26 protein-coding genes, 1 tRNA gene and 1 pseudogene are annotated in these 20,007 nt (G+C 37.6%); 15 read left to right on the top strand and 13 right to left on the bottom strand.

Features of this window, described 5'->3' with window-relative positions:
- Positions 1 to 68 precede the first annotated feature (68 nt).
- The 4 genes from ACZ5YP_RS06570 to ACZ5YP_RS06555 are packed head-to-tail and all read left to right on the top strand — an operon-like array spanning position 69 to position 2,279.
- Positions 69 to 764, top strand: a complete 696-nt coding sequence (locus tag ACZ5YP_RS06570) for a DUF72 domain-containing protein (protein WP_464834942.1) — start codon at positions 69 to 71, stop codon at positions 762 to 764.
- Positions 765 to 1,445: an RsmB/NOP family class I SAM-dependent RNA methyltransferase gene (locus ACZ5YP_RS06565; protein WP_464834941.1), complete on the top strand. Its 681-nt coding sequence runs from the start codon at positions 765 to 767 to the stop codon at positions 1,443 to 1,445.
- Positions 1,411 to 1,785 (top strand): hypothetical protein, encoded by a 375-nt coding sequence (locus tag ACZ5YP_RS06560; protein WP_464834940.1) that lies wholly within the window; start codon positions 1,411 to 1,413, stop codon positions 1,783 to 1,785. Before ACZ5YP_RS06565 ends, ACZ5YP_RS06560 begins: the two co-directional genes overlap by 35 nt.
- Complete coding sequence (locus tag ACZ5YP_RS06555; RefSeq protein ID WP_464834939.1) at positions 1,761 to 2,279, top strand: hypothetical protein; 519 nt, start codon at positions 1,761 to 1,763, stop codon at positions 2,277 to 2,279. Before ACZ5YP_RS06560 ends, ACZ5YP_RS06555 begins: the two co-directional genes overlap by 25 nt.
- Here the strand turns inward: ACZ5YP_RS06555 and ACZ5YP_RS06550 are convergent.
- From ACZ5YP_RS06550 to hsp20, 5 genes and pseudogenes are all read right to left on the bottom strand, one after another.
- Positions 2,276 to 2,944, bottom strand: a complete 669-nt coding sequence (locus tag ACZ5YP_RS06550) for a hypothetical protein (protein WP_464834938.1) — start codon at positions 2,942 to 2,944, stop codon at positions 2,276 to 2,278. The genes ACZ5YP_RS06555 and ACZ5YP_RS06550 overlap by 4 nt on opposite strands.
- Positions 2,945 to 2,959: 15 nt before the next feature.
- The gene (locus ACZ5YP_RS06545; RefSeq protein ID WP_464834937.1) at positions 2,960 to 3,886 is read right to left on the bottom strand and encodes a carbohydrate kinase family protein; all 927 of its coding nucleotides are present in this window, start codon (positions 3,884 to 3,886) and stop codon (positions 2,960 to 2,962) included.
- A gap of 2 nt (positions 3,887 to 3,888) precedes the next feature.
- Positions 3,889 to 4,738, bottom strand: a pseudogene (gene udp, locus ACZ5YP_RS06540) (uridine phosphorylase).
- A 1-nt stretch (position 4,739) separates the two neighbouring features.
- A complete protein-coding gene (locus ACZ5YP_RS06535) occupies positions 4,740 to 5,261 on the bottom strand; it encodes a metallophosphoesterase (protein ID WP_464834936.1) in 522 nt (173 codons plus the stop codon).
- 55 nt (positions 5,262 to 5,316) lie between these two features.
- Entirely contained in the window at positions 5,317 to 5,889 is a 573-nt protein-coding gene (gene hsp20, locus ACZ5YP_RS06530; RefSeq protein ID WP_464834935.1) for an archaeal heat shock protein Hsp20, read from the bottom strand.
- A 79-nt stretch (positions 5,890 to 5,968) separates the two neighbouring features.
- Here hsp20 and ACZ5YP_RS06525 point away from each other — a divergent pair, with 79 nt between their 5' ends.
- The 5 genes from ACZ5YP_RS06525 to acs all read left to right on the top strand — a co-directional run bounded on the left by ACZ5YP_RS06525 (position 5,969) and on the right by acs (position 10,612).
- Positions 5,969 to 6,394 carry a secondary thiamine-phosphate synthase enzyme YjbQ gene (locus ACZ5YP_RS06525; RefSeq protein WP_464834934.1) on the top strand — a complete coding sequence of 142 codons (426 nt, stop codon included), beginning with the start codon at positions 5,969 to 5,971 and terminating at the stop codon, positions 6,392 to 6,394.
- Position 6,395: 1 nt separating this feature from the next.
- Positions 6,396 to 7,571 (top strand): nicotinate phosphoribosyltransferase, encoded by a 1,176-nt coding sequence (locus tag ACZ5YP_RS06520; RefSeq protein WP_464834933.1) that lies wholly within the window; start codon positions 6,396 to 6,398, stop codon positions 7,569 to 7,571.
- Positions 7,572 to 7,585: 14 nt separating this feature from the next.
- Positions 7,586 to 8,575 (top strand): hypothetical protein, encoded by a 990-nt coding sequence (locus tag ACZ5YP_RS06515; protein WP_464834932.1) that lies wholly within the window; start codon positions 7,586 to 7,588, stop codon positions 8,573 to 8,575.
- Positions 8,576 to 8,579: 4 nt separating this feature from the next.
- The gene (locus ACZ5YP_RS06510; protein WP_464834931.1) at positions 8,580 to 9,149 is read left to right on the top strand and encodes a hypothetical protein; all 570 of its coding nucleotides are present in this window, start codon (positions 8,580 to 8,582) and stop codon (positions 9,147 to 9,149) included.
- An 83-nt stretch (positions 9,150 to 9,232) separates the two neighbouring features.
- The gene (gene acs, locus ACZ5YP_RS06505) at positions 9,233 to 10,612 is read left to right on the top strand and encodes an acetate--CoA ligase alpha subunit (RefSeq protein ID WP_464834930.1); all 1,380 of its coding nucleotides are present in this window, start codon (positions 9,233 to 9,235) and stop codon (positions 10,610 to 10,612) included.
- 9 nt (positions 10,613 to 10,621) lie between these two features.
- Here the strand turns inward: acs and metG are convergent, their stop codons facing one another.
- Both metG and ACZ5YP_RS06495 read right to left on the bottom strand, forming a co-directional pair.
- Positions 10,622 to 10,954, bottom strand: a complete 333-nt coding sequence (gene metG, locus ACZ5YP_RS06500) for a methionine--tRNA ligase subunit beta (RefSeq protein ID WP_464834929.1) — start codon at positions 10,952 to 10,954, stop codon at positions 10,622 to 10,624.
- Positions 10,955 to 11,062: 108 nt separating this feature from the next.
- Positions 11,063 to 11,764, bottom strand: a complete 702-nt coding sequence (locus ACZ5YP_RS06495) for a tRNA(Phe) 7-((3-amino-3-carboxypropyl)-4-demethylwyosine(37)-N(4))-methyltransferase (protein ID WP_464834928.1) — start codon at positions 11,762 to 11,764, stop codon at positions 11,063 to 11,065.
- A gap of 76 nt (positions 11,765 to 11,840) precedes the next feature.
- Here ACZ5YP_RS06495 and ACZ5YP_RS06490 point away from each other — a divergent pair, with 76 nt between their 5' ends.
- Complete coding sequence (locus ACZ5YP_RS06490; protein WP_464835974.1) at positions 11,841 to 12,677, top strand: D-aminoacyl-tRNA deacylase; 837 nt, start codon at positions 11,841 to 11,843, stop codon at positions 12,675 to 12,677.
- Positions 12,678 to 12,679: 2 nt separating this feature from the next.
- Here the strand turns inward: ACZ5YP_RS06490 and ACZ5YP_RS06485 are convergent, their stop codons facing one another.
- Both ACZ5YP_RS06485 and ACZ5YP_RS06480 read right to left on the bottom strand, forming a co-directional pair.
- Positions 12,680 to 13,726: a hypothetical protein gene (locus tag ACZ5YP_RS06485; RefSeq protein WP_464834927.1), complete on the bottom strand. Its 1,047-nt coding sequence runs from the start codon at positions 13,724 to 13,726 to the stop codon at positions 12,680 to 12,682.
- A gap of 43 nt (positions 13,727 to 13,769) precedes the next feature.
- Positions 13,770 to 14,939, bottom strand: coding sequence for a hypothetical protein (locus ACZ5YP_RS06480; RefSeq protein ID WP_464834926.1), 1,170 nt, complete (start codon positions 14,937 to 14,939; stop codon positions 13,770 to 13,772).
- An 83-nt stretch (positions 14,940 to 15,022) separates the two neighbouring features.
- On the opposite strand from ACZ5YP_RS06480, the gene ACZ5YP_RS06475 reads away from it, so the two are divergent.
- The 3 genes from ACZ5YP_RS06475 to ACZ5YP_RS06465 all read left to right on the top strand — a co-directional run bounded on the left by ACZ5YP_RS06475 (position 15,023) and on the right by ACZ5YP_RS06465 (position 15,847).
- Positions 15,023 to 15,382, top strand: a complete 360-nt coding sequence (locus ACZ5YP_RS06475) for a GNAT family N-acetyltransferase (protein WP_464834925.1) — start codon at positions 15,023 to 15,025, stop codon at positions 15,380 to 15,382.
- Positions 15,382 to 15,660 carry a MoaD/ThiS family protein gene (locus tag ACZ5YP_RS06470; RefSeq protein ID WP_464834924.1) on the top strand — a complete coding sequence of 93 codons (279 nt, stop codon included), beginning with the start codon at positions 15,382 to 15,384 and terminating at the stop codon, positions 15,658 to 15,660. The genes ACZ5YP_RS06475 and ACZ5YP_RS06470 overlap by 1 nt, the downstream gene beginning before the upstream one ends.
- A gap of 84 nt (positions 15,661 to 15,744) precedes the next feature.
- Positions 15,745 to 15,847, top strand: a tRNA-Thr gene (locus ACZ5YP_RS06465).
- Here ACZ5YP_RS06465 and ACZ5YP_RS06460 read toward each other — a convergent pair.
- Entirely contained in the window at positions 15,829 to 16,227 is a 399-nt protein-coding gene (locus tag ACZ5YP_RS06460) for a hypothetical protein (protein WP_464835973.1), read from the bottom strand. The genes ACZ5YP_RS06465 and ACZ5YP_RS06460 overlap by 19 nt on opposite strands.
- Between ACZ5YP_RS06460 and ACZ5YP_RS06455 the strand changes: the two genes are divergently transcribed.
- Positions 16,109 to 16,453, top strand: coding sequence for a hypothetical protein (locus ACZ5YP_RS06455; RefSeq protein WP_464834923.1), 345 nt, complete (start codon positions 16,109 to 16,111; stop codon positions 16,451 to 16,453). The genes ACZ5YP_RS06460 and ACZ5YP_RS06455 overlap by 119 nt on opposite strands.
- A gap of 794 nt (positions 16,454 to 17,247) precedes the next feature.
- Here the strand turns inward: ACZ5YP_RS06455 and ACZ5YP_RS06450 are convergent.
- Both ACZ5YP_RS06450 and ACZ5YP_RS06445 read right to left on the bottom strand, forming a co-directional pair.
- Positions 17,248 to 17,730 carry a hypothetical protein gene (locus tag ACZ5YP_RS06450; protein ID WP_464834922.1) on the bottom strand — a complete coding sequence of 161 codons (483 nt, stop codon included), beginning with the start codon at positions 17,728 to 17,730 and terminating at the stop codon, positions 17,248 to 17,250.
- 29 nt (positions 17,731 to 17,759) lie between these two features.
- Positions 17,760 to 18,746 (bottom strand): helix-turn-helix transcriptional regulator, encoded by a 987-nt coding sequence (locus tag ACZ5YP_RS06445; protein ID WP_464834921.1) that lies wholly within the window; start codon positions 18,744 to 18,746, stop codon positions 17,760 to 17,762.
- 58 nt (positions 18,747 to 18,804) lie between these two features.
- Here ACZ5YP_RS06445 and ACZ5YP_RS06440 point away from each other — a divergent pair, with 58 nt between their 5' ends.
- Positions 18,805 to 19,440 (top strand): hypothetical protein, encoded by a 636-nt coding sequence (locus ACZ5YP_RS06440; RefSeq protein ID WP_464834920.1) that lies wholly within the window; start codon positions 18,805 to 18,807, stop codon positions 19,438 to 19,440.
- Here ACZ5YP_RS06440 and ACZ5YP_RS06435 read toward each other — a convergent pair.
- Positions 19,437 to 19,964, bottom strand: coding sequence for a YkgJ family cysteine cluster protein (locus ACZ5YP_RS06435; protein ID WP_464834919.1), 528 nt, complete (start codon positions 19,962 to 19,964; stop codon positions 19,437 to 19,439). The two genes, ACZ5YP_RS06440 and ACZ5YP_RS06435, sit on opposite strands and share 4 nt — an antisense overlap.
- Positions 19,965 to 20,007 lie beyond the last annotated feature (43 nt).

The raw sequence follows: 20,007 nt of genomic DNA, 5'->3' as shown, positions 1-20,007 counted from the left end.
AAAACCCACCATTAATGTAGTTAGAAATAAACGAATTATTTACTATAATTTGTAGATTAGGGGCTTTATTGGAAGTCTATGTTGGAACCTCTGGATGGCTATACGACTGGAATGAAGGTGCAAGTCTAGACTGGTATATAGAGGAGAGTGGATTAAACGCCGTGGAATTAAATGCTAGTTTCTACAGGTTTCCATTTAGAAACCAAGTAGCTAGTTGGAGTAGGAAAGGACAGAAAATCCGCTGGGTTGTTAAAGTCCACAGGTCTATAACACACATTAGAAGAATGAGCGAGAAAGCAATCGATATATGGTTTAAATTCTATGATTTATTTAAGCCAATGGACCACTTAATCGACTACTACTTATTCCAGCTCCCACCAAACTATACTTGTAAAAAAGAAAACCTCGAGAAAATAAAAGTGTTTAGTGAAACAGTAAATCTAGGTCTTAGAATGGCCGTTGAGTTTAGACACGAATCTTGTTTTAACGAGTCAATTAGGAGTTGGGGCGAGGAGAACAACATTATGATCGTCTCGATCGATGCACCCATAGCTACATGGATTGTCTCGGTGAAAGACATGGTTTACTTGAGAGTACATGGTAGAGAAGTATGGTATGGCTACGAGTACTCTGAAAACGAGCTTAAACAACTAGCCAGTGAAATTAAAAAACTATCTCCTAGAAGAGTACACGTGTTTTTTAATAATAACCACTGGATGCTTGAAAACGCGAGGTTAATGAAGAAACTCTTAGAGGAGAAGTAGTTGAATATTGATATTGCCAGTGTATACCGAGATATATATACTACACCCACACAAGAAGCAGTTGAACTAGCATTAAAATACGGTTATCTACCATACATGGTTCAGAGATATATTGATATGCTGGGATTAAACAATACACTTAAACTACTAGAAGCATTTGAAAAAAGAGTTAAACCAGTAGTTAGAACAAACACGCTACTTATACAACCAAGAGAATTAAAAAAGAGACTTGAAAAACTGGGTTTCCAGCTCGAAGAAATACCATGGTCTCGAGAATCATACTGGGTTGTATCTCAGCCGGAGTCGCCGTCAATAGGTGCTACACACGAGTATTTAAAAGGCTACTACTACGTCCATAGAGATGCAACCAGCTTAATCCCCGTATATCTAGCTCTACACGAATACAGTGGAGACGTCTTAGACGCCTGTGCCGCGCCCGGTGGAAAAGCAACTTTTACAGCGCAATTACTCCACGATAAGGGAGTAGTATACGCCAACGACCTCGTCCTCTATAGATTAAAAGCTGTAATAGGACACATAGCTAGAATGAAATTAAACAATATAATTGTAACTTGGAGTGATGCTAGAAAACTACGAGATAAATTGAAAAAGAGGTTTTACAGAATACTTCTAGATGCACCTTGCAGTGGGGAAGGAAGGATTCTCTGTCGACCCAGGTAGGAAAACTAGAACAAGCCTCTTAGACCTAGCAATCATGGTTAAACGTGAAATAGAACTACTCTATTCTCTAGCAGACCTCGTCGAGAAAAACGGGCTACTAGTATACATTACTTGTAGTATTGCACCCGAAGAAAACGAGTACGTAGTCAACAAGGTACTAGAAGCTAGAAGCGACCTCGAAGTCGTAGAACCACCATTAAAACTATTCAATTACGCAAAGGGATTAACAGAATATAGAAGTCTAAAATTCAAAGACGAATTAGAACACTGTATAAGGATATGGCCCCACATTCATGGATTATTCGGGTATACAATATGCCTACTCAGAAAAAGAAACTAGAATTTAAACAGGGACGCTTACCCAGTAAACTAAGAGATAGACTAGTAGATTTTATGAGAAAACTATATGGAGAAGAATTCATAGATTTAATACCAGTAAACCTAAAATATGTGTGTTTCGAGCGTGATTTATGTCTTATATACGAGAAGCCATTACGTGGATTAGACAATTTAACTGTTTTATTTAATGCTCCATGGATAGCTATATATGTAAATAAACACGTTCTCCCATCAATACCACTAGTAGCCAGGATCTACAGGGAGAAGGGAGTAAGAGCAGCTATTGTAGTGAAAGAACAGGGCGTTAAAGCATTTCTATATGGAAACGACATCCTCGTGGAGAGCGTACTGAAAAAAATACCCCCGGATAAAGGGGTTTACACGGTAATTGACGGAGAAGACGGTGAGATACTAGGATTTGTAGAGTGGAGTGAAAAGAAAAAAGTCTATGTTAACCTATATGATATAGGCTTGTTTCTACGAAAACTCGGTTAATACTCGAGTATTTGATTAGTGGATAGTTTCTTCCCAATATAACGTGCTATCTCTCTTGGTACGAGAACAAATAGTTTGCCATGGTCTCTACTCTCTAGGGCTTTATACACCATGTAAACTACTTCCATGTAGTTTTCACTACATGCTGGTAGTAGTTTACTTGCTAGTATTACATCTAGTTGAATTGGTAGATCAGAAATGAATCTCTGTATGTTTTTCACTATTGACTCTTCTAATTGGTTTTCTCCGTGTTTTGCTAGTTCTTCTATAATACCCAGTACTCTTTCCTCGCTGTCAATGTATTGTAGAAGACTGTTTAAGTAATGTATTGTTTTCTCGTAGACTACTTGGTATTCTTCATATTCTTCTATACTTAGATCTCTTCTTTGAAGTCTTCTTGTTTTCTCGAGGTATTTTGCTAGTTGAACAAGACTAGTAGCTATATTCATAGAGGTTAGTGTATTAGTGAATTCTAGTTTTTCTTGTAGTAGTGCTAGTGCGTTGAGAAATAGTATTGTTTCTTTATCGCAATTGTTTACTACTATGTACAACTTCCACGTGTTTCGCAGGTGTTCGTGTATTTTACTGAGTGCTCTCTGCAGATTACTTGGTGTTTCATCACCTATGAAACCAATGATAAAAACTATTCTATTTAGGTTATTCATTTATTCAGCAGCCTGCTATATATTGCAAATTGTTTTTTCAACTATGGTTTTTTCTAGTTGTATTGAGAATTGTTTTTCATCATAGACTAGTATGCTTCCTCTATAGCCTACTTTTAAAGCACCAGCTGTTACACCGTACATTAATGCTTCTGCTGGGTCTTTTTCCTCGAGGTATCTAGCATTGAAAAACGCGTTGAACGCGTCGCCAGCGCCCGTTGTATCAACTGGTTTTCTAAGTGGCTGGGATCTAGCTGTGTAGCATAGTCCACTTGGCTCAATTAGTGTAGCCCCCTTTGATCCTTGTTTAACAACTATGTATGAAACACCATACTTGAATATTGTTTGGGGCTTTAACCACTCTTTTACTTTAGTGTATTCCTTTTCGTTGAGAAACAATATGTTAATGTATTCTAGGATCTCTTTGTTTCGAGGCAGGCCTTCAACGTATCCACCTGGATCATATGTTATAATGAGGGGGTGTTTTCTAGCTCTTTTAGCTATTTCAACTGCTAGTTCAACCGGTATAGAAGCCATGTGTAAAATATTTGCTTTTTCCACTAGTTCGCCGGGTATATCTGTTTCTCTGAGTTCCTGGTTTGCACCTGGATATCTAATCATTATTCTCTCTCCACTCTGTAAAACCATTACTACTACGAGGCCTGGCTGTTGATCAACTAGTTTAACGTATTTTATTGAAACACCTAGTTTCTCTAGATGAGACAGTAGTTCTAGTGCTAGTGGATGTCTAGATACAGATGCAATTAAAAAAGAAGAATGACCATATTGTGCAACTGCTGCAGCATAGTTTGAAGCTGCACCTCCGGGTCTAATGTCCAAGTCTCGTGCACGAGTACTTTCATCAGGACCTGGAATAGAGTCTACATAGAAAACCATGTCTATATTGAAGTTTCCAACTGCTAAATGTATATATTTATTGTCCAATTCTATCTCCACTGTATACTCTTTATAATTCCAGGTGTAATGTACTTTTTACCTAGTTTTCTTTTTTCCTCGTCCCATTCATAGAGTATTTTTACTGCTTCATTAGCTACTTTTATTGCTTCTTCTACTCCAACACCTGGTTGGAATTCCCCGGTTTCTCTATTAGCTATAGCTGCACATACAGCACCTGCTCTAAGCCCGTAGATGTTTGCCAGAGTAAAGATGACTGAAGCCTCCATTTCAAAGTTTAATACATTTGCACTCCTCAAATACTCTATTAATCCACGCTGGAATGGCGGTAAATAGTCTTTAAATCCAGGGCGTTCTTGTCCAACATAGAAGCTATCACTACTTGCCGTTAATCCAACATGGTAGTTGACACCCAATGATTCAGCCGCCTCTATTAAAGCCAAGACTACGTCATAGCTTGCAACAGCAGGGTATTCAGGCATAACGTAGTGTTTACTAGTACCTTCAAGTCTCACTGCACCCGTTGAAATCACTAGGTCTCCAAGACCTATTTCTTTTTTCAAAGCACCCGTTGTTCCAACTCTAATAAATACTTCTGCACCAACCCTGGCGAGTTCTTCGATTGCAATCGCTGTTGAAGGCGCTCCAATACCCGTACTCGTAGAAGATATAAATACACCTTTGTAGTCAGCCGCTGTAAGTAACGTATTCTCTATGTGTAGCCACATGCCATGATTTATCCCAGTATTTAGCTATATGTGGAACTCTCTCCGGGTCTCCGGGGAGCAATACGTATTTACTTACATCTCCTGGTTTAATCATTAAGTGGTATTGCAGTCCAGACTCTGTTTCGGGGCGGCTTGCATCTTTAAACTTACTCATGCTATACACCTAGAAAGTGTATTTGTGTCTTTAAAGACCCAGTATCTAGTATTGCATAAGTTGACTTCCCAGTTAAATACCCACATACTTCTCCTGGATTTAATAGTATTCTATTATTTTCTTCTTCAAGTACATATCTATGTGTGTGTCCATAGAAGACGCCGTCTACACTGAGAGATCTTAGGAGAGCTCGAGCAATACTCTCTGTGAATTCAATACCATTGTATCCATGCATTAAGAGGAATTTACGGTTTTCCACTTCTATAATTGTAGGCTCTGAGTAAAACAACCACCCGTATTTGTCGAATAGTGTTTTCAATTGTTGTATATCACCATCATTGTTGCCTCTAACTGCTACTACGGGTGTATTCTTGACTATTTCAGCTAGTTGGCGGACTACAAATGGACTTATAATGTCTCCTAAGTGAATAATTAATTCAACTCTGTGTTCAAGGAGTTCTTGTATAGTCTTCTTCAATAAGGGTAGATTATCGTGGCTATCGCTTATTACACCAATCAACAAGTATGTAACACCCGGTATTACAGGGTGTTAAGTAGTAGAGGTGGGTAAAAAGAATCTATTCTACTTTGATTTTTACTCCTCTACCTTCTTCTTTACCTATTTTCTTGAGTTTAACTTCTAATACACCATTTTTATAACTGGCTTTAGCAGATGATGGGTCTACTTTACTCGGTAGATCTACTTCTTTATAGTACTTCCTCTTGTCATTACTTGCATTAATAATGAGGGTTTTGCCGTCTTCTGTGACTTTAACATCTATTTTCTCCTTGTCTACTCCGGGTAGTTCAGCTACAACTGTTATTTCGTTTTCAGATTCAAACACATCTACTAGTGGTTCTCTTTCCTCGACTATTTCTGGTTTTCCACGTATTCTCCTCACATTGCCGAATTCTCTAATTATTGGTTTTCCATCGGGGCCTATAGTAATACTGAAACCATATACAACTGGGCCCTCTATTCTCTCGAATTTCTCGTATTCTCTAGGTCTATACTCTCTAAGCCCCTCGAAGAACCTCTTTTCAAATTCACGCATAAACCTCATTAAATCCTCGAATATTCTATCAATGTCAAAGAATTCATCTTCATCCCAATACCTTCTTCTTCTACGCCACCATTCATCCCAGCTCATAGAACAACACCAATACTATTATTGTTTTCGCGTCTTTTATGTATTTATTGGTGTATCTACTTGTTATTGATATAGGTGGATGCTTTTGACTAGGGTTTTTATAGATACCATTAGAGTTAAAACTACTGAGAGATTTCAATTAATTGATATAACTAGTAGAGTAGAAGAAATAGTTGAAAAATCAGGTGTGAAAAACGGTATTGTTCTTGTTTACGCCCCCCATGCAACAGTTGCAATTATTGTTAATGAACACGAATCTGGTTTAATAAACGACTTGTTACAGAAAGCAAAAGAGTTTACAGAGCCGGGTAGCTCCAAGTGGAGGCACAATGCAATTGATGACAATGCCCATGCACACATTGGTTCTGCATTCTTCGGGTCTGATAGAGTACTACCTGTTGTTAACGGCCGTATATTGAGGGGTACGTGGCAAAACATCTTTTTACTTGAAATGGATGGGCCGAGAGCCACGCGTGAAGTAGTAGTAGTGGTTATGGGTGAGTAAAATGAGGTTTTACATAGCCTCGGAAGAAGATATTTTAAATGGAGTAGTAACAGACATATACTTTGTTAGAACAAAAAAGATCCTCGAAGCCAAGAAACTACGTAGAAAGGTTAGAATGGAATTCCACGTTGTAAAACTACCAAGAGGGTATGAATGGGCTGTATTCGCTGGGCTTGAAGAAGCACTCTACCTACTCAAAGACAAACCCGTAACAGTATACTCTATGCCCGAGGGAACACTATTCAAAGCTGGAGAGCCATTAATGATACTAGAGGGATATCTAGACGACATTGTCCTCTACGAGACAGCACTACTAGGAATACTTAGACACTATACTAGTATAGCATCAAAAGCAGCTAGAATAAAAAAACTAGCTGGTGATAAAACAGTATTATTCTTTGGATTACGCGCGCTACACCCAGCAATAGCACCAATGATTGATAGAGCAGCATATATTGGAGGAGTAGACGCTGTTTCAGGATATGCTAGTGCAAAATACCTTGGACTAAAACCACAAGGTACAATGCCACACGCTCTAATAATAGCGTTTGGAAACCAAGTAGAGGCATGGAAGGCCTTTGACGAAGTAATAGAGCCAGACGTGCCGAGAATAATGCTCGTAGACACATTCTACGATGAGAGAATAGAGGCGTTAATGGCTGCTCAAACACTAGGCGAGAGACTACACGGTGTTAGACTGGACACTCCAAGTAGTAGAAGAGGAAATATGAAGCAAATAGTTGAAGAAGTACGCTGGACACTAGATATCCATGGATATAAAAACGTAAAAATAGTAGTTAGTGGCGGGATAGATGAAAAAGAAATAGTAGAATTGAAACCACTAGTAGACGCCTTTGGGGTTGGAACATCTATATCTATGCCTCCATCAATAGATATAAGTGCAGACATCGTGGAAATATATGAAGATAGAGTGTGGAAGCCAATAACAAAAAGAGGTAAACTACCAGGTGCTAAACAAGTCTATAGAAAGAGGCCTGGTTTAAACGACATAGTAACACTACTTGATAATCCAGGAAGTATTCCAGATGGATATACACCACTACTACGCAAATACATAGAGAATGGTAAACTACTAGTTGAACTACCAAGTCTAGAGGATATTAGAAGATATGTATTAGAGCAACTGAGAGAAGTAGGTGAACCCCAACCAATATGAGGTAATATCAAGTAATGCAACACAATACAATACTCGATCATTACTATTTAGAACTAAAAAACAACTGTCTAGCAGTTGTAGTTGGAAACCACCATTCACAGTTTTTCATTGTAGGCTATATTAAGTACTGTAGTACAACACACGAGAAAATATGGCGTAGAGGAGGAGACAACTACGAGAGGCTTGTTAAAACATACACTCCTAGAGTAGTTAGAGAATACACTGAGTGGAAAACATATATTCCATTCTACGACTCCGAAGTCCCCGTTATACCCGCGGATACTATTTCAAAAATATATGATCCAGTAATGAGAACACTGGAACTACATAGTCGAATACAAGATACTCTAGAAGAAATAGCACTTGAATTCACTCACGAAGTAGAATCAAATACGAGTGTATTACCTGGTATAACAGGCTCTCTTCTACCAGGTATTCACAATCCAAGTATTAGCGACCTCGACTTTATTGTATATGGAGCAAAGAATTCTCTTGATGTAATAGAATTCATTTCTGAAAACAGAGATGTATTCCAGGAGTTCAAGAGTGAAAGACTCGCCAAGTGGAGTAGAGATGTTGCTATAATCACTGGATTATCACCGAGAGAAGTAGTTAAATTCTATAGGAATTGGAGAAGAGGTGTTTTTAGAGGTAAAGAGTACTCTGTAATATACAATAATGGAGTGAGAGGCGAGATATTCACACTACCAGCTTATAAAACACTTGGTAGAGTAAAACTAGTAGTTGAAATACGTGGTGGATTAGAAGCTCTGAATTATCCTTCACTCTCAGAGGTATTATCGTATAAATTACTAGAAGCTGGCATAATTAATCCATTTGATATTGGTGAAATACTGAGTTTTGAAGCCCTCTATATTCCCGGGTTATTTGAGGGGGGATTGTTTGAAGTTAATGGTTTACTTCAATGTAATTACATTGATGAATCATGTAGAATAGTAGTTGGTGTACACGAAGTAGAAACCAATATGAAGTATCTTGGTTGAAATAATGGTTAGACTACTACTAGTTAGTGATTTAATGGGTTTTAAACACTATACTGGTTTAATATGCTACCTCTACGAGAAGCTCCATGCAGATTCAACTATACTACTTGGAAACACTATTTCACCCTCTATAGTGAGACAACTAGTTGAAAACTGTAATATGAGAGTATATGGCGTACTCGGTAGATACGATAATGCTTCTCTAGCATCAATTCTCATAGAAGTAAACGGGTTACTCGAGTGTAAATCAATAATGGTTAAAGATATATCTATATATGGATACGGTTTATCTGGTTGTGAGCCAAGACGAGTCGAGAAGATAGATATACTTGTTTCAAGTATCCCCGGTAGAAAATACACTTGTTGTACAAAGTGCTCTGACATGGTTGATAGAATTATAGAATACTTAAAACCCAGATTGATTATTACAGGGGGTTGCAGTAGATCATGTCAAAGTGGAAACACGTTGTCCCCGGGTAGAGCAAGCAATGGATTTATAGGTTTACTAAATTACGAAAACGGAGAATACGTCTTCAACGAAATAGATTTATTGAGAGTAGTTGAGACAACATAGTGTTGTTTGAAACCCTTCTCATTTCAACCATTATTCAGGTTTTAAATATCTAAATTTTTATTTATCCCACAGGGGGTTAGAAAATGCTCAAAGCTCTGCTTAACCCAAAAAGTATAGCAGTAGTTGGAGCTAGTAGGACACCCGGTAAAATAGGATACGTTGTACTCCGAAACATTATAGCGTATGGATACAAAGGCAAAATATACCCAGTAAACCCACATGCAGACGAAGTTCTAGGATTAAAAGCATACCCCAGTGTTTCCAGTATACCAGACGAAGTAGACGTAGTTGTAGTAGCAGTACCAGCCCAAGAAGTACCCAAAGTAATTGAAGACGCCGGTAAAAAAGGAGCAAAAGTAGCAGTTGTAATAACCTCAGGATTCTCCGAAGTAGGCAATGTTGAACTAGAAAACCAAATAGTGGAAACAGCGAGAAAATACGGTCTTAGAATACTCGGACCCAACATCTTCGGCTATGCATACACACCAAGTAGTATAAATGCTACATTCGGCCCACTCGAAATCGAGCGTGGAAACATAGCATTGATCTCACAGAGTGGAGCTCTCGGCATAGCATTAATGGGCTGGACTATAATGAATGAAATAGGTTTATCAGCACTATTCAGCGTTGGAAACATGGCTGATATAGATGTTGCAGAATTATCAGAGTTGTTAATAGACGATCCATACACAAAAGTAATAGCAATCTACCTAGAAGGAATTAAACCAGGACGTGGAAAAGACTTCATCGAGAAAATGACAAAAGTAACACTTGAAAAACCAGTAGTAGTAATTAAAGCAGGTAGAAGCACAAGAGGTATGAAAGCCGTTGCAAGCCACACTGGTAGCCTCGCTGGAAGCGACCAGTTGTACGAAGCAGCATTTAAACAAGCAGGAATAATAAGAGCTTACACAGTTGAAGAAATGTTTGATATTGCAAGAGCATTCTCTCAACAACCACTACCACGCGGTGAAAACACGGTTATAATAACAAATGGTGGTGGAGTGGGAGTACTAGCTACTGACGCAGCTGAATTCAGTGGTGTTAAACTAGTAGAACCAAGTCCACAATTAATCGACGCATTTAGACAGACAATGCCATGGTTTGGAAGCCCCAAGAACCCAGTAGACTTAACTGGACAGGCAACAGTAGACAACTACATTAAAGCAATAAAAGTCGCTGTTGAATCACCTGAAATAGACAATATCGTAATACTCTACTGTAGAACAGCTGTATTGGATCCAAGAGACCTGGCAAAAGCAATTGTTGAATTCTACGAAGAAAACAAAGTAGACAAAACTACAGTAGTATCATTTGTTGGTGGACAAGACACCTATGAAGCAATGAAGTACTTGAATAGACACAACATACCAGCATATCCATCACCAGAAAGAGCTGTTAATGCTCTAGCCAAGATGATTTGGTATAAGAAATTCAAAGAGAAAAAGAAGAGTAAACAATAATTTTTTCTCCTACATCAACTTAGATCCTGGTTTAACCGGCTTCTCAGGCGTTATTAAAACAGGTGGATCGCTATCAGTAGCTAGTAGCATACCCTGACTCTCCAACCCCATTAACTTCTTTGGTTTTAAGTTAGCTACTACAACAATGTATTTTCCAATAAAGTCTTCTGGTTTATACCACTTTGCAAGACCAGCAATAATTTGTCTTTCTCCGAGCTCGCCGAGGTCTACAATCAACTTTATTAACTTTTCGCTACCGGGCACTCTCTCCGCTGATTTAACCAACCCTATTCTGAGATCTACTCGTTTAAACTCCTCTATCGAGATCTGCTCACTACTCATTAAACCACCTTGAATCCGAGTTTAGTATTGATTTAAAAGTTAAAAAATAGAGGGATTTTTATTTATGGCTTTGAATCTACGTATTGAGTTCTTTAGAAGCGAGTCTTACTAGAATCTATCTTTATATACTTCTTTGAGGACTTCAAGTGGTGATTTATTTACTTGTATATTTCGTGTTATAATTTCTCTTTCAATGTATGGATCTGGATTTACTGGTAGAATTTTCTCTAGTTCTCTATATAGTTTTTCAAGTCTTTCTTTACCTTCTAGTAGTGTTGAATTTACTACTTCAACTAGATGGGGTAATTCACTTGGTTTTACTATTGCCTCGTTTTTTACTCGAATAACTTGAGCTGTGTAGACACCAGTTACGAGTTCGAGGAATACACCCTTATTTCTACTATAGTGCATTATACCACTGTGTTTAAACCCTACTCTTCTAGCTTGCTCTAGTATTTTAACAGCGAGTTTTAAGTTGGCTGTATATATGTGTATTATAGGTCCATTAACTATAATCCAAAACTTCCTATATGGTGTTTTCGAGTAGAGAAAGGATAATTCACTTGGTTTTACAGGGGCGTGTGTTTTAAATACTATTGCTGTTTCTTCTTCTTTCTCCCATGGGTATTCAGCATCCATTACTGTTATTCTACCACTACAACTACTAGTAGTATACAGTTCTCTATCTCTATTAATTAATACCAGGAGGGGGAGGAGGTCGACGTCTAAATACCCGATTTCCAAGTCGTCTAGTATTCTCTTCCAAGCTTTATACTTTCTCTCTCTCCACATGTCCTGGTTTATTTTCAATTCTTTAACCCCTGTTTCCCAACCGTGGATTATTTAGTTTAAATATGCTTTAACTAGGTAAAACATGTTTTGGTTGATTGACTTGATTGGAGTAGTATATAGTTTAAAAGACCCAGCTGGGAGAGGTATAGCTGAATATATTTTGAAAACACTCGGAGAAGAAAAACTTACTAAGTGTGACTACTCTACACCGTGTTATAGAGGCTGGAATTTCATATTGACTGGTTTTGAAGAAGATGTTTTATACTTTGACTTCCTCGATGAAGTTTTACCCGTTGAAACAGACTTCTACCTCGTTCTCTCTCGCCACTCGAGTGAAGCAAGAGTGAAAAGCTATACTGTACACGCTACGGGAAACTATTCAAATACAGCTCTTGCTGGTGGAAAACCAAGAGAACTCGGGTTTTCACATCCACAGGTAATGTGGTTTCTACTGAGAGGTCTATATAGAGTTGCCCATACCGAGCAAGAAAAGAGAGACTACGAAGTAAGCTATGAAGCAACACACCATGGGCCTACAAGCCTCGCTAAGCCAATAGTGTTTATTGAAATAGGGAGTACTGAAGAAGAATGGAGCAACCGTGAAAACCATGGTGTTGTAGGTAGAGTGGTAATTGAATTACTAAACAAATACCCCGAACTACCACCTTGTAAGAGAGTTATTGGTATTGGTGGAGGACACTATCCTAGAAAACACACTGAACTAGCACTGAGTGAAAACGTGTGTTTTGGCCACATTGCACCTAAATATGCTCTAGACTACCTAGACCGAGAAATGCTTTCTCAAATGGTGAGTAAAACACGTGGGGGAGTAGAAGAAGTAGTAGTTGAAAAGAAGGGGACTCGTAGAGAACACCGCGAGTTAATCGAGGAATTCGCTAATTCAACTAGTTTAAAAATCAGGTATATATAGCCTCAATTAATCTTCAATGGGTAATCCTTTATCCACCTCCTCGCCATTTTCAACCATATAACTCTTACTAATAGCTCTTCGCCCTGTACAGATGGGGGTATTTCTATTTCTTTGATCAGTTTACTCCCGGGTTTCAGCTCTGGATTCTGCTCCATTATCGTAGAAACCGGGTTGCCATTTCTCAAAACCGTAATTATTACTTTATCTGGTTTAGATTCTCCTTTATTAACTATTGACACACCAAGTCTTACTCCACTACTAGTTTTTCTATGAGTTACTTCTTCGACTTCCAACACAGGTTCTTTTACTGTATTGCTGTATACAATTATATTTGATAGTAGAAGAGGTGCATTGGCTGCACCTCCAGTATTGATGATTGAAATTGTTTCCAAACCTTCTTGTATAGGTAGGTAGATCTCTTCGAAATCACCCAGTTCAATATTTATTGTTTCTTGTTTACTCCCAGCTTGGATTTTAAAAGATGTTTTTCTCGGTGAATATACTATTATTCTTGAAGACACGTTTTCTCTCTGTTTTAATTTTAATTGTTGATTGCATACTTCTCCTTCTTCTAGTATGAGGAAGCCGGAATAGTTTACATACTCGGTTTGTGCATCGTTATCTTCATATACTATATCTAATAGTATGGTTTTAATTTTGAATGGAGAGCCACCTTCATGTTTTACTCCGAGATTGATCCACTCCTTGCTTAAAACATTTGGAGTGTTAAGTATGCTTGTTACATCATATGAGAATTTGTATAGTGTTGAATGGTTACCTCCAAGATTTATTTGAGCAGTTGGTTTAAACTGTCTTGTTATATTAATGTCTTCTAGTTTCAACTTCCAGTCTATTGATTCCCCTCTTGCTTCAACTATTACTTCTAGTAATCCATAAGCTACACGTCTATTCATTCTACACCCGAGATTTACAGGGATAGTTATTCTTGTATTACTACTACTCAGTACTTCATTTACTGTTTTGAATACTGGTAATATATCTCCTCTCTCATTTACACTAGACGCTATTGTTAATCCTCCTCTTACCACGACAACCCCCATATTAGTAGTAATTCTCTATATTAACCCGTGTTTAAAATACTGGTTGGGAATTAATTATTCTTGAAGCAATATACTTTGATATAAGATATATGTATATAAAGATAGAAGAGTTGATTAATACCGCAGTAAGTAAATCACCCCACGTTTCTCTAGGCTGGAATGGAGGTATGTTTTTCTCGGGAAAAGCCTCTTCTTCTCGTATTTCTATTATTTGTGCTTCTACAAACTTTACATAGATATTTTCACAATTAATGGGTTTCGGAGTATAGTAGGCTTTTCCACCGGGTAAAGTGTAATAGGCTAACTCAGTGGTACCTATAACATCAGTGGTTACTACTCCCATTTGGATAAAACACATTGTTTTAACTGGAAACTCTATTGAGAAAGTATTATTGTCTTGTCTGCTTACCACTGGTTTAATAGTGGTATTGGCGTCATTGGGGTTTAAATAGATGACTATCATTGTCAATGATTTATTTACTCCTCGTTCATTAATTCTTACTTCATAGACGCTTCTATTCAATTCATTGAATGCATTTAACTCTTTATTGAGTGTTACATATCCATAACTGGTTACAATCCCCTTTGATGTTCTTTTAAATGTTGTTTTAACATAGTGCACTACGATATTGGTTAATGGCTCGTAGTAGACATCTATTCTCTCATATGTATATTCATATGCTGCTTCATTAGTATTAATCATTGTTTTATGAATGACGTCGTAGTTGAATCTAGATATTCCAATAACCTCTCCAATGTTAACTGGAGGTGTTAAAACAAGAGTTCCATTTTCAACCTCTAGAAGGATTGGTATATCCCATCTATCTCGAATAACTTCACTTCTTTTTAACTTGGTGTTATTTAAAAATGAGTTTTGTAAACAAAGTGGGTTGACAACTACATTATCTACTACCGCTGTGGTTTCTATGTATTCATAATCCTCTACATCTCGAATATTTACTTCTAGGCTGTAATATAGAGAAATAGATATTGAATTTATCTTGTCTAAACATGTAGCATTGAATATCTCTAAGTAGTCTCTAACTATTTCTTCACCTGTTATATCCATGTGTAATACACCCTCGTAGCGAATATACCGCCATGTTTCTTCTTGTTTAAAATACACCATACCACTTGTTTGAATAGAGCTTGTTAAAAGCATGGTGATTACGGCGATCAGCATTATTTGTTTAAACTTCATTATAAAGACCTCGTTTCTCTAAGGATATTATTTAAGGTTTTGTTTTTAAACTGGTCTGCTATAACATAGTTATAGGTGTTAATATGAGTGGAAACCAAGAACCCGTGATTAAACACACTAGTCAAGTAATATATGCCACACTAGATAGCGAGAAGAAAGCATACATTAAATACAGTGTTGAAGGCAATGTAATGAAGCTTATTTCAACTTATACACCGCCAGAGTTCCGGGGAAGGGGAATAGCTGGCAAACTAGTTGAATACGCTATTAAACTCGCAGAGAACAACAACTGGCTAATAGAGCCAATATGTAGCTATGCAGTTTACTACTTTATGAAAAACAAGGAGAAACGATATATCCTCGTAGATAGATTTAAAAACATGAACGAAGAAGAATGGAAGAAAGCATTTGAAGAAGCGCTAGGAAGAGAGCGTGGAGGATAATGGTTAAAATACGAGTAAACTACATGTTGTGGCTAGCTGATAAAACAAGAGTTAGAGAAGAACTAGTAGTAATTCCAGGAGAACCAAGTATCAAAGACCTCATTGAAGCAATATCAATAAATAAACCAGAAGAAGCGAGAAGAATACTACGAGGTATACTAAGTGGTAACTCTGAAGTAATAGTATTAGTAAACTCTAAAACACCTCCACAAGGCCTCGACACAAAACTCAAAGATGGCGATGTCGTCTCATTTATGCCTCCAGTTTCAGGTGGATGATCTAATTCAATGTTAACATATCTATAGGGCCCCTCGTAGAAGTGGAATTTAAAACCCTTTTTCACTAGTAATAAATAAAACGGTGCCGCCGTAGCTCAGCCCGGTAGAGCGCCGGCCTTGTAAGCGGGTGTAGAAATAGGCCCGACGAGAAAGCCGGTGGACGCGGGTTCAAATCCCGCCGGCGGCTCTTTCCTCACTGTTTAATTCGCTGGTTTCACTTGTCTCTTCATTTATACTGGGTTTTCCTGTTTGTTTTCTATGCTTTCTACCAAGTGAAACACGTAGATTGTATTTGTATACTGCAAGGGGGTTTTTACCGCCTTTGCACTGCTCGGTTACTGGGCATATTCCACTTGATTTTAAATTCTCACAGTTGTGAGGCATATACTTCTTTTTACTTCCTCTTAATCCGAGAATGTGTTCAATTTGATATCTAGCTATCTTCTCATTGAAATCCGGCGTGTTTTTAAAGTATTCTAGGATTTCGTCGACATCTAAGCCTATTTGTCCTAGAAATCCTGCAAAACTAAATCTCTCGGCGTGGCTTGGATTTCCACCTGTCTTCAGTGACTCCAGCATTTTCTTCATACATGGAGGGAGTAATTCTTCTACTAGTACTAGTCTACCCTCACCTACATACATACTTTCTAGTTTTTCCTTGTATTCCACTGCTCTAGTAGATGGTTTAGTCATGTATTCCCCAATACGGGATTTTACTTCTTCTACGAGTTCTAGGTATTCACTTGAAGATGATGGTTCAGCCTCCATTACTTGGCGTATTATAGTGTTATAGATGTGTTCTTCTAGTACTCTTATAAATACTTCTTTGTCGAGATATATGCGTCCACTCCATACTGGGTGATTTATTGGCGAGTATAATGGGTCGTGAATAAGCCTCTTCGACGCTAGCTCTAGGTATTGGAGAATTGGAATTGTATACTGGTATCTAGCAACTTCAACAATGTATTTTCTTGATTTTTTCTTCATGTCTATTCTTACTATCGGGATTTCAGGAGCGTCTTTTAAAACATACTCTGCATTTAAACCCAGCTTTTTTGCTAGAAGAATTAGTATATCACTTTTCTCGTTTTTAAGTTGTTCGGCAGCTGTTTTTGAATAAGCATAAGCTACTCTATTTATTATTCTGTTATCATTTATTGTCTTCAAAACATCAATTATTGCATAGTATACTAATATGCTTTCATCCGAGTCTTTCAATAAATCATGTGGAAATACACCTTCTTTGAGCATTTTCTCTAGTAGAGAAAGCAATTTCTCTCTTAAATCACTACTAGTAGAAACCAGTATACTTGGTTTTTCTAGAAATAAGTATGGAAAATCACGTTGAGATGTAGCAAATGGATAATAAGTGTAGTTGAGTCCAACCGGCATGTATCACACCTCAGTGGAGTTGGATTCCACTCATCAATCATGCGATGGCGTATTCATCAACGGCGTAGAGTATACGAGTCAGCGCTTTGGCCCCACATCACGATTCAGGCTGGACCTCTTTCGAGGTCCCCATACATCATCCATGAAAATGATAAACTACTCCTCCTTATAAGCAAACACGTATTGGTACTATATTTAGTTTAATTCAAATTCAATTCTCTCGTAACCTCTAATTCTAGTACCTCGTGGTACTGTAAACGATAATATACGTCCATTTCCCAGTATGGTGTAGGGTACTCCGAGATCTGCACTAACCACTCTTGCTTTCAATGGAAATACCCAGTAGACTGTATATGGATATTCAGCGACTTCTGCTTCGTATTCATCTTCGTAGACATTAACTCCTTTTTTAAACTCGCCGAGAAAGACAATAAAGAATGAGATATAGGGGTGTTTATAGTCTTCTCTAAACCCTATTTCGACATCTACTACTTTTGGATATGTTCTTTTTCCATTGATTACTACTTTTTCCTCGTCGAGAAATCTCTGCATGTTATTCCATAGTACTTCTTTTTCCTGCTTGGAGAGCTTGCTATCCAATACTATGTTTTTGTATTCTTCTAGTGGATCATGGTATTCAAAAACCACTATTTGCTCTATTAAACCAGTTTCTCTCACAAAGAATAAACCATGTGCGTAAATAGGCTCTATTTGCGCTCCCCTCTACTCTTTTCAAGGATTTTCTTTGCGAGTTCTAATCCCTTACTAGTTAAATACACATAGTTTCTATTACCAATTCTTTTAACTTCAAGGAGACCCTCCTCTTCTAGTCTTCTCACACGTCTACTAACAACGGATTTTGGTAGTCCAGTTATCCTAGATATATCGGATTGTGTTAAACCCTTGTTCTCTGAGTCTTTTAGTGCTTTCAATATCTGCTTTGATGCTTCGTCTGTAGTGTAATCTATTTTTTCAACTATTAGTGTTTTTTCACGCCATTTAAGAACTATGAAGATAGCGGCCACGATAGCTATAATTACTACTATTATTATTGGTAGTGCATAGTCTGGAGCTGGCGTTTTGGTTGATGTTGGATTTGGAGTAGTTGTTTCTTGTAGTTCTAGTTGGAATATTATGGTCCAGGCGTCTACTCCGCTGAATTCAAAAACCGTGTATCCTCCAGATTCATATTTTCTAAATCCCTTTTCCGTGGAGTTGTAAATGACGTCGACTTCACCGGGTATTTTAAACACGATTTTTGGGTTATTGATTACTCCTTTGAGTTCTGATGTGTCAATAGTGAGAGCATACGCTCCCAAAACATCGCCTAGTAATTCAACGGCATTGAAGACTATTTCTACCGAGCCCTCTCCCTTTACATCGAGTTGTAGTATTCCTGTGATGTCGTCATAGTGTATTGAAATATACTCTATACTCCCTGTGTAGTTGTAATCTACTATTTCTAGTGTTTCAAGTCCACCAAAAATGCGCACAGGTATTTCTATCGTCGAGAGATCACTGGAATACAAGTTTACTTCAACAACCAGTATACCCTGGTTTTCCAGAGGATTGTAAGTAATAGTGTATACAATACTTTTTAATTCTACCCCTTGTGATTCAATAATAAAGCTCGTTGAAGCAAGTATAATACTCATAAGCACTACAAAGATTAAAAACACGTTTTTCAAGTTCATTAATTTCCACCTTTAAATACGCTAACACTAAATTTTTACCCGGCAACCTAATATATCTTTGAATAAAAAGAACGAGGAGACATACTACTTGTGGAAGTTTAGAGAGCTCTATAGTTGCCCACTACCAGTTTTAATTGGTGTATTTAAATACATGGATATAAATGGCTATGCAGTACTCTCTCTAGCTAACTATAGAGTAAACCTGTTAATTGATGAGGAGGGCCGAGAACACGTTTATTCAAATATTGAGAATAATGAATGGCGTGAACTCCTACTCCGTGTTTGTCTATCAATTAGAAGAAGTAGTTTAAACTCTTTGACTAGTATTGAGAGAGTATTTGCTACTTCTATGTTTTATGGTGGTTTTGGATTATACTTGGATATCGGGGGCGAAATTAGTGTTTTAAACCTCGACTATGTAAATACTAGAAAGCTATACTTCTATCTAAACCCCTCTGAATACGCATTGAATACACTGAGATTTGATATAAGTGATTTAGTAATGATCCAGTATGCTCTTAGAAGAGGAGATTATAGACTACTACACAGTATTTGTAGTAGATTTACAAGTAGAAACTGCTCGTTTAAAACAAGTCATGGACTACTAGTAGTTGCCAACTCGCCCCAGGAGATTCCAGGACATATACGAGTAATTCCTGATAACAATCCATTTAGACATGTTATTCGCTATTAGCTATTACTACTACATGTCTTATCGAGGAGTATTTCTAGTGCTCTTAGTGGATCATAGCCTTCTACAAATATCAAACTAAATAATTCACTATAGTGTGACGCTACCTCTTCCGAGTATTTTTCAAGCTCGCTCCAAGGTGGGTCAATAACATCTCCCCTCCCGACTCCCGGACACCTACTTGATACTTCGTATTTATTTAGTTCTCTGGGCGCTACTGGTATAAATGGATACATTCTACATCTAACTGGCCTAGCTGGGTATATTGTACAATACGTTATTTTCCCATTGGATTCTAAAAAGACGCATTTATTGTTTATTCCACGTAACACTGCAACTGGGAATTGATCGGCTATTACAACGTAGAAGTATCTACCAGCAAGTTCTCTCCATGATTTATTCAAGTATTTAGCAATTCTACAAATATCATAGACTGTTAAAGCTACATTTGGACCACTACTACAACAGAGACCACACCTTGTACATACAAATCTTGTTTTTTCATGTCTCTCTATAATCTTGTTCACTTCAACCACCCGCAAATTTTTCTAAGTGGACACTTGTCGCAAA

It is taken from the genome of Sulfophobococcus zilligii (assembly GCF_055398255.1).
The sequence above is the reverse complement of the archived record's forward strand: the minus strand, read 5'-3'. Positions and strand labels throughout refer to the sequence as shown.

What these genes read in the sequence shown, in the direction of transcription:
- ACZ5YP_RS06555 (WP_464834939.1), top strand. Translation starts at nt 1,761, where the DNA reads ATGCCTACTCAGAAAAAGAAACTAGAATTTAAACAGGGACGCTTACCC.
- ACZ5YP_RS06515 (WP_464834932.1), top strand. Translation starts at nt 7,586, where the DNA reads ATGCAACACAATACAATACTCGATCATTACTATTTAGAACTAAAAAAC.
- ACZ5YP_RS06520 (WP_464834933.1), top strand. Translation starts at nt 6,396, where the DNA reads ATGAGGTTTTACATAGCCTCGGAAGAAGATATTTTAAATGGAGTAGTA.
- ACZ5YP_RS06510 (WP_464834931.1), top strand. Translation starts at nt 8,580, where the DNA reads ATGGTTAGACTACTACTAGTTAGTGATTTAATGGGTTTTAAACACTAT.
- ACZ5YP_RS06445 (WP_464834921.1), bottom strand. Translation starts at nt 18,746, where the DNA reads ATGAACTTGAAAAACGTGTTTTTAATCTTTGTAGTGCTTATGAGTATT.
- ACZ5YP_RS06475 (WP_464834925.1), top strand. Translation starts at nt 15,023, where the DNA reads ATGAGTGGAAACCAAGAACCCGTGATTAAACACACTAGTCAAGTAATA.
- ACZ5YP_RS06550 (WP_464834938.1), bottom strand. Translation starts at nt 2,944, where the DNA reads ATGAATAACCTAAATAGAATAGTTTTTATCATTGGTTTCATAGGTGAT.
- ACZ5YP_RS06470 (WP_464834924.1), top strand. Translation starts at nt 15,382, where the DNA reads ATGGTTAAAATACGAGTAAACTACATGTTGTGGCTAGCTGATAAAACA.
- hsp20 (WP_464834935.1), bottom strand. Translation starts at nt 5,889, where the DNA reads ATGAGCTGGGATGAATGGTGGCGTAGAAGAAGAAGGTATTGGGATGAA.
- metG (WP_464834929.1), bottom strand. Translation starts at nt 10,954, where the DNA reads ATGAGTAGTGAGCAGATCTCGATAGAGGAGTTTAAACGAGTAGATCTC.
- ACZ5YP_RS06480 (WP_464834926.1), bottom strand. Translation starts at nt 14,939, where the DNA reads ATGAAGTTTAAACAAATAATGCTGATCGCCGTAATCACCATGCTTTTA.
- ACZ5YP_RS06525 (WP_464834934.1), top strand. Translation starts at nt 5,969, where the DNA reads ATGCTTTTGACTAGGGTTTTTATAGATACCATTAGAGTTAAAACTACT.
- acs (WP_464834930.1), top strand. Translation starts at nt 9,233, where the DNA reads ATGCTCAAAGCTCTGCTTAACCCAAAAAGTATAGCAGTAGTTGGAGCT.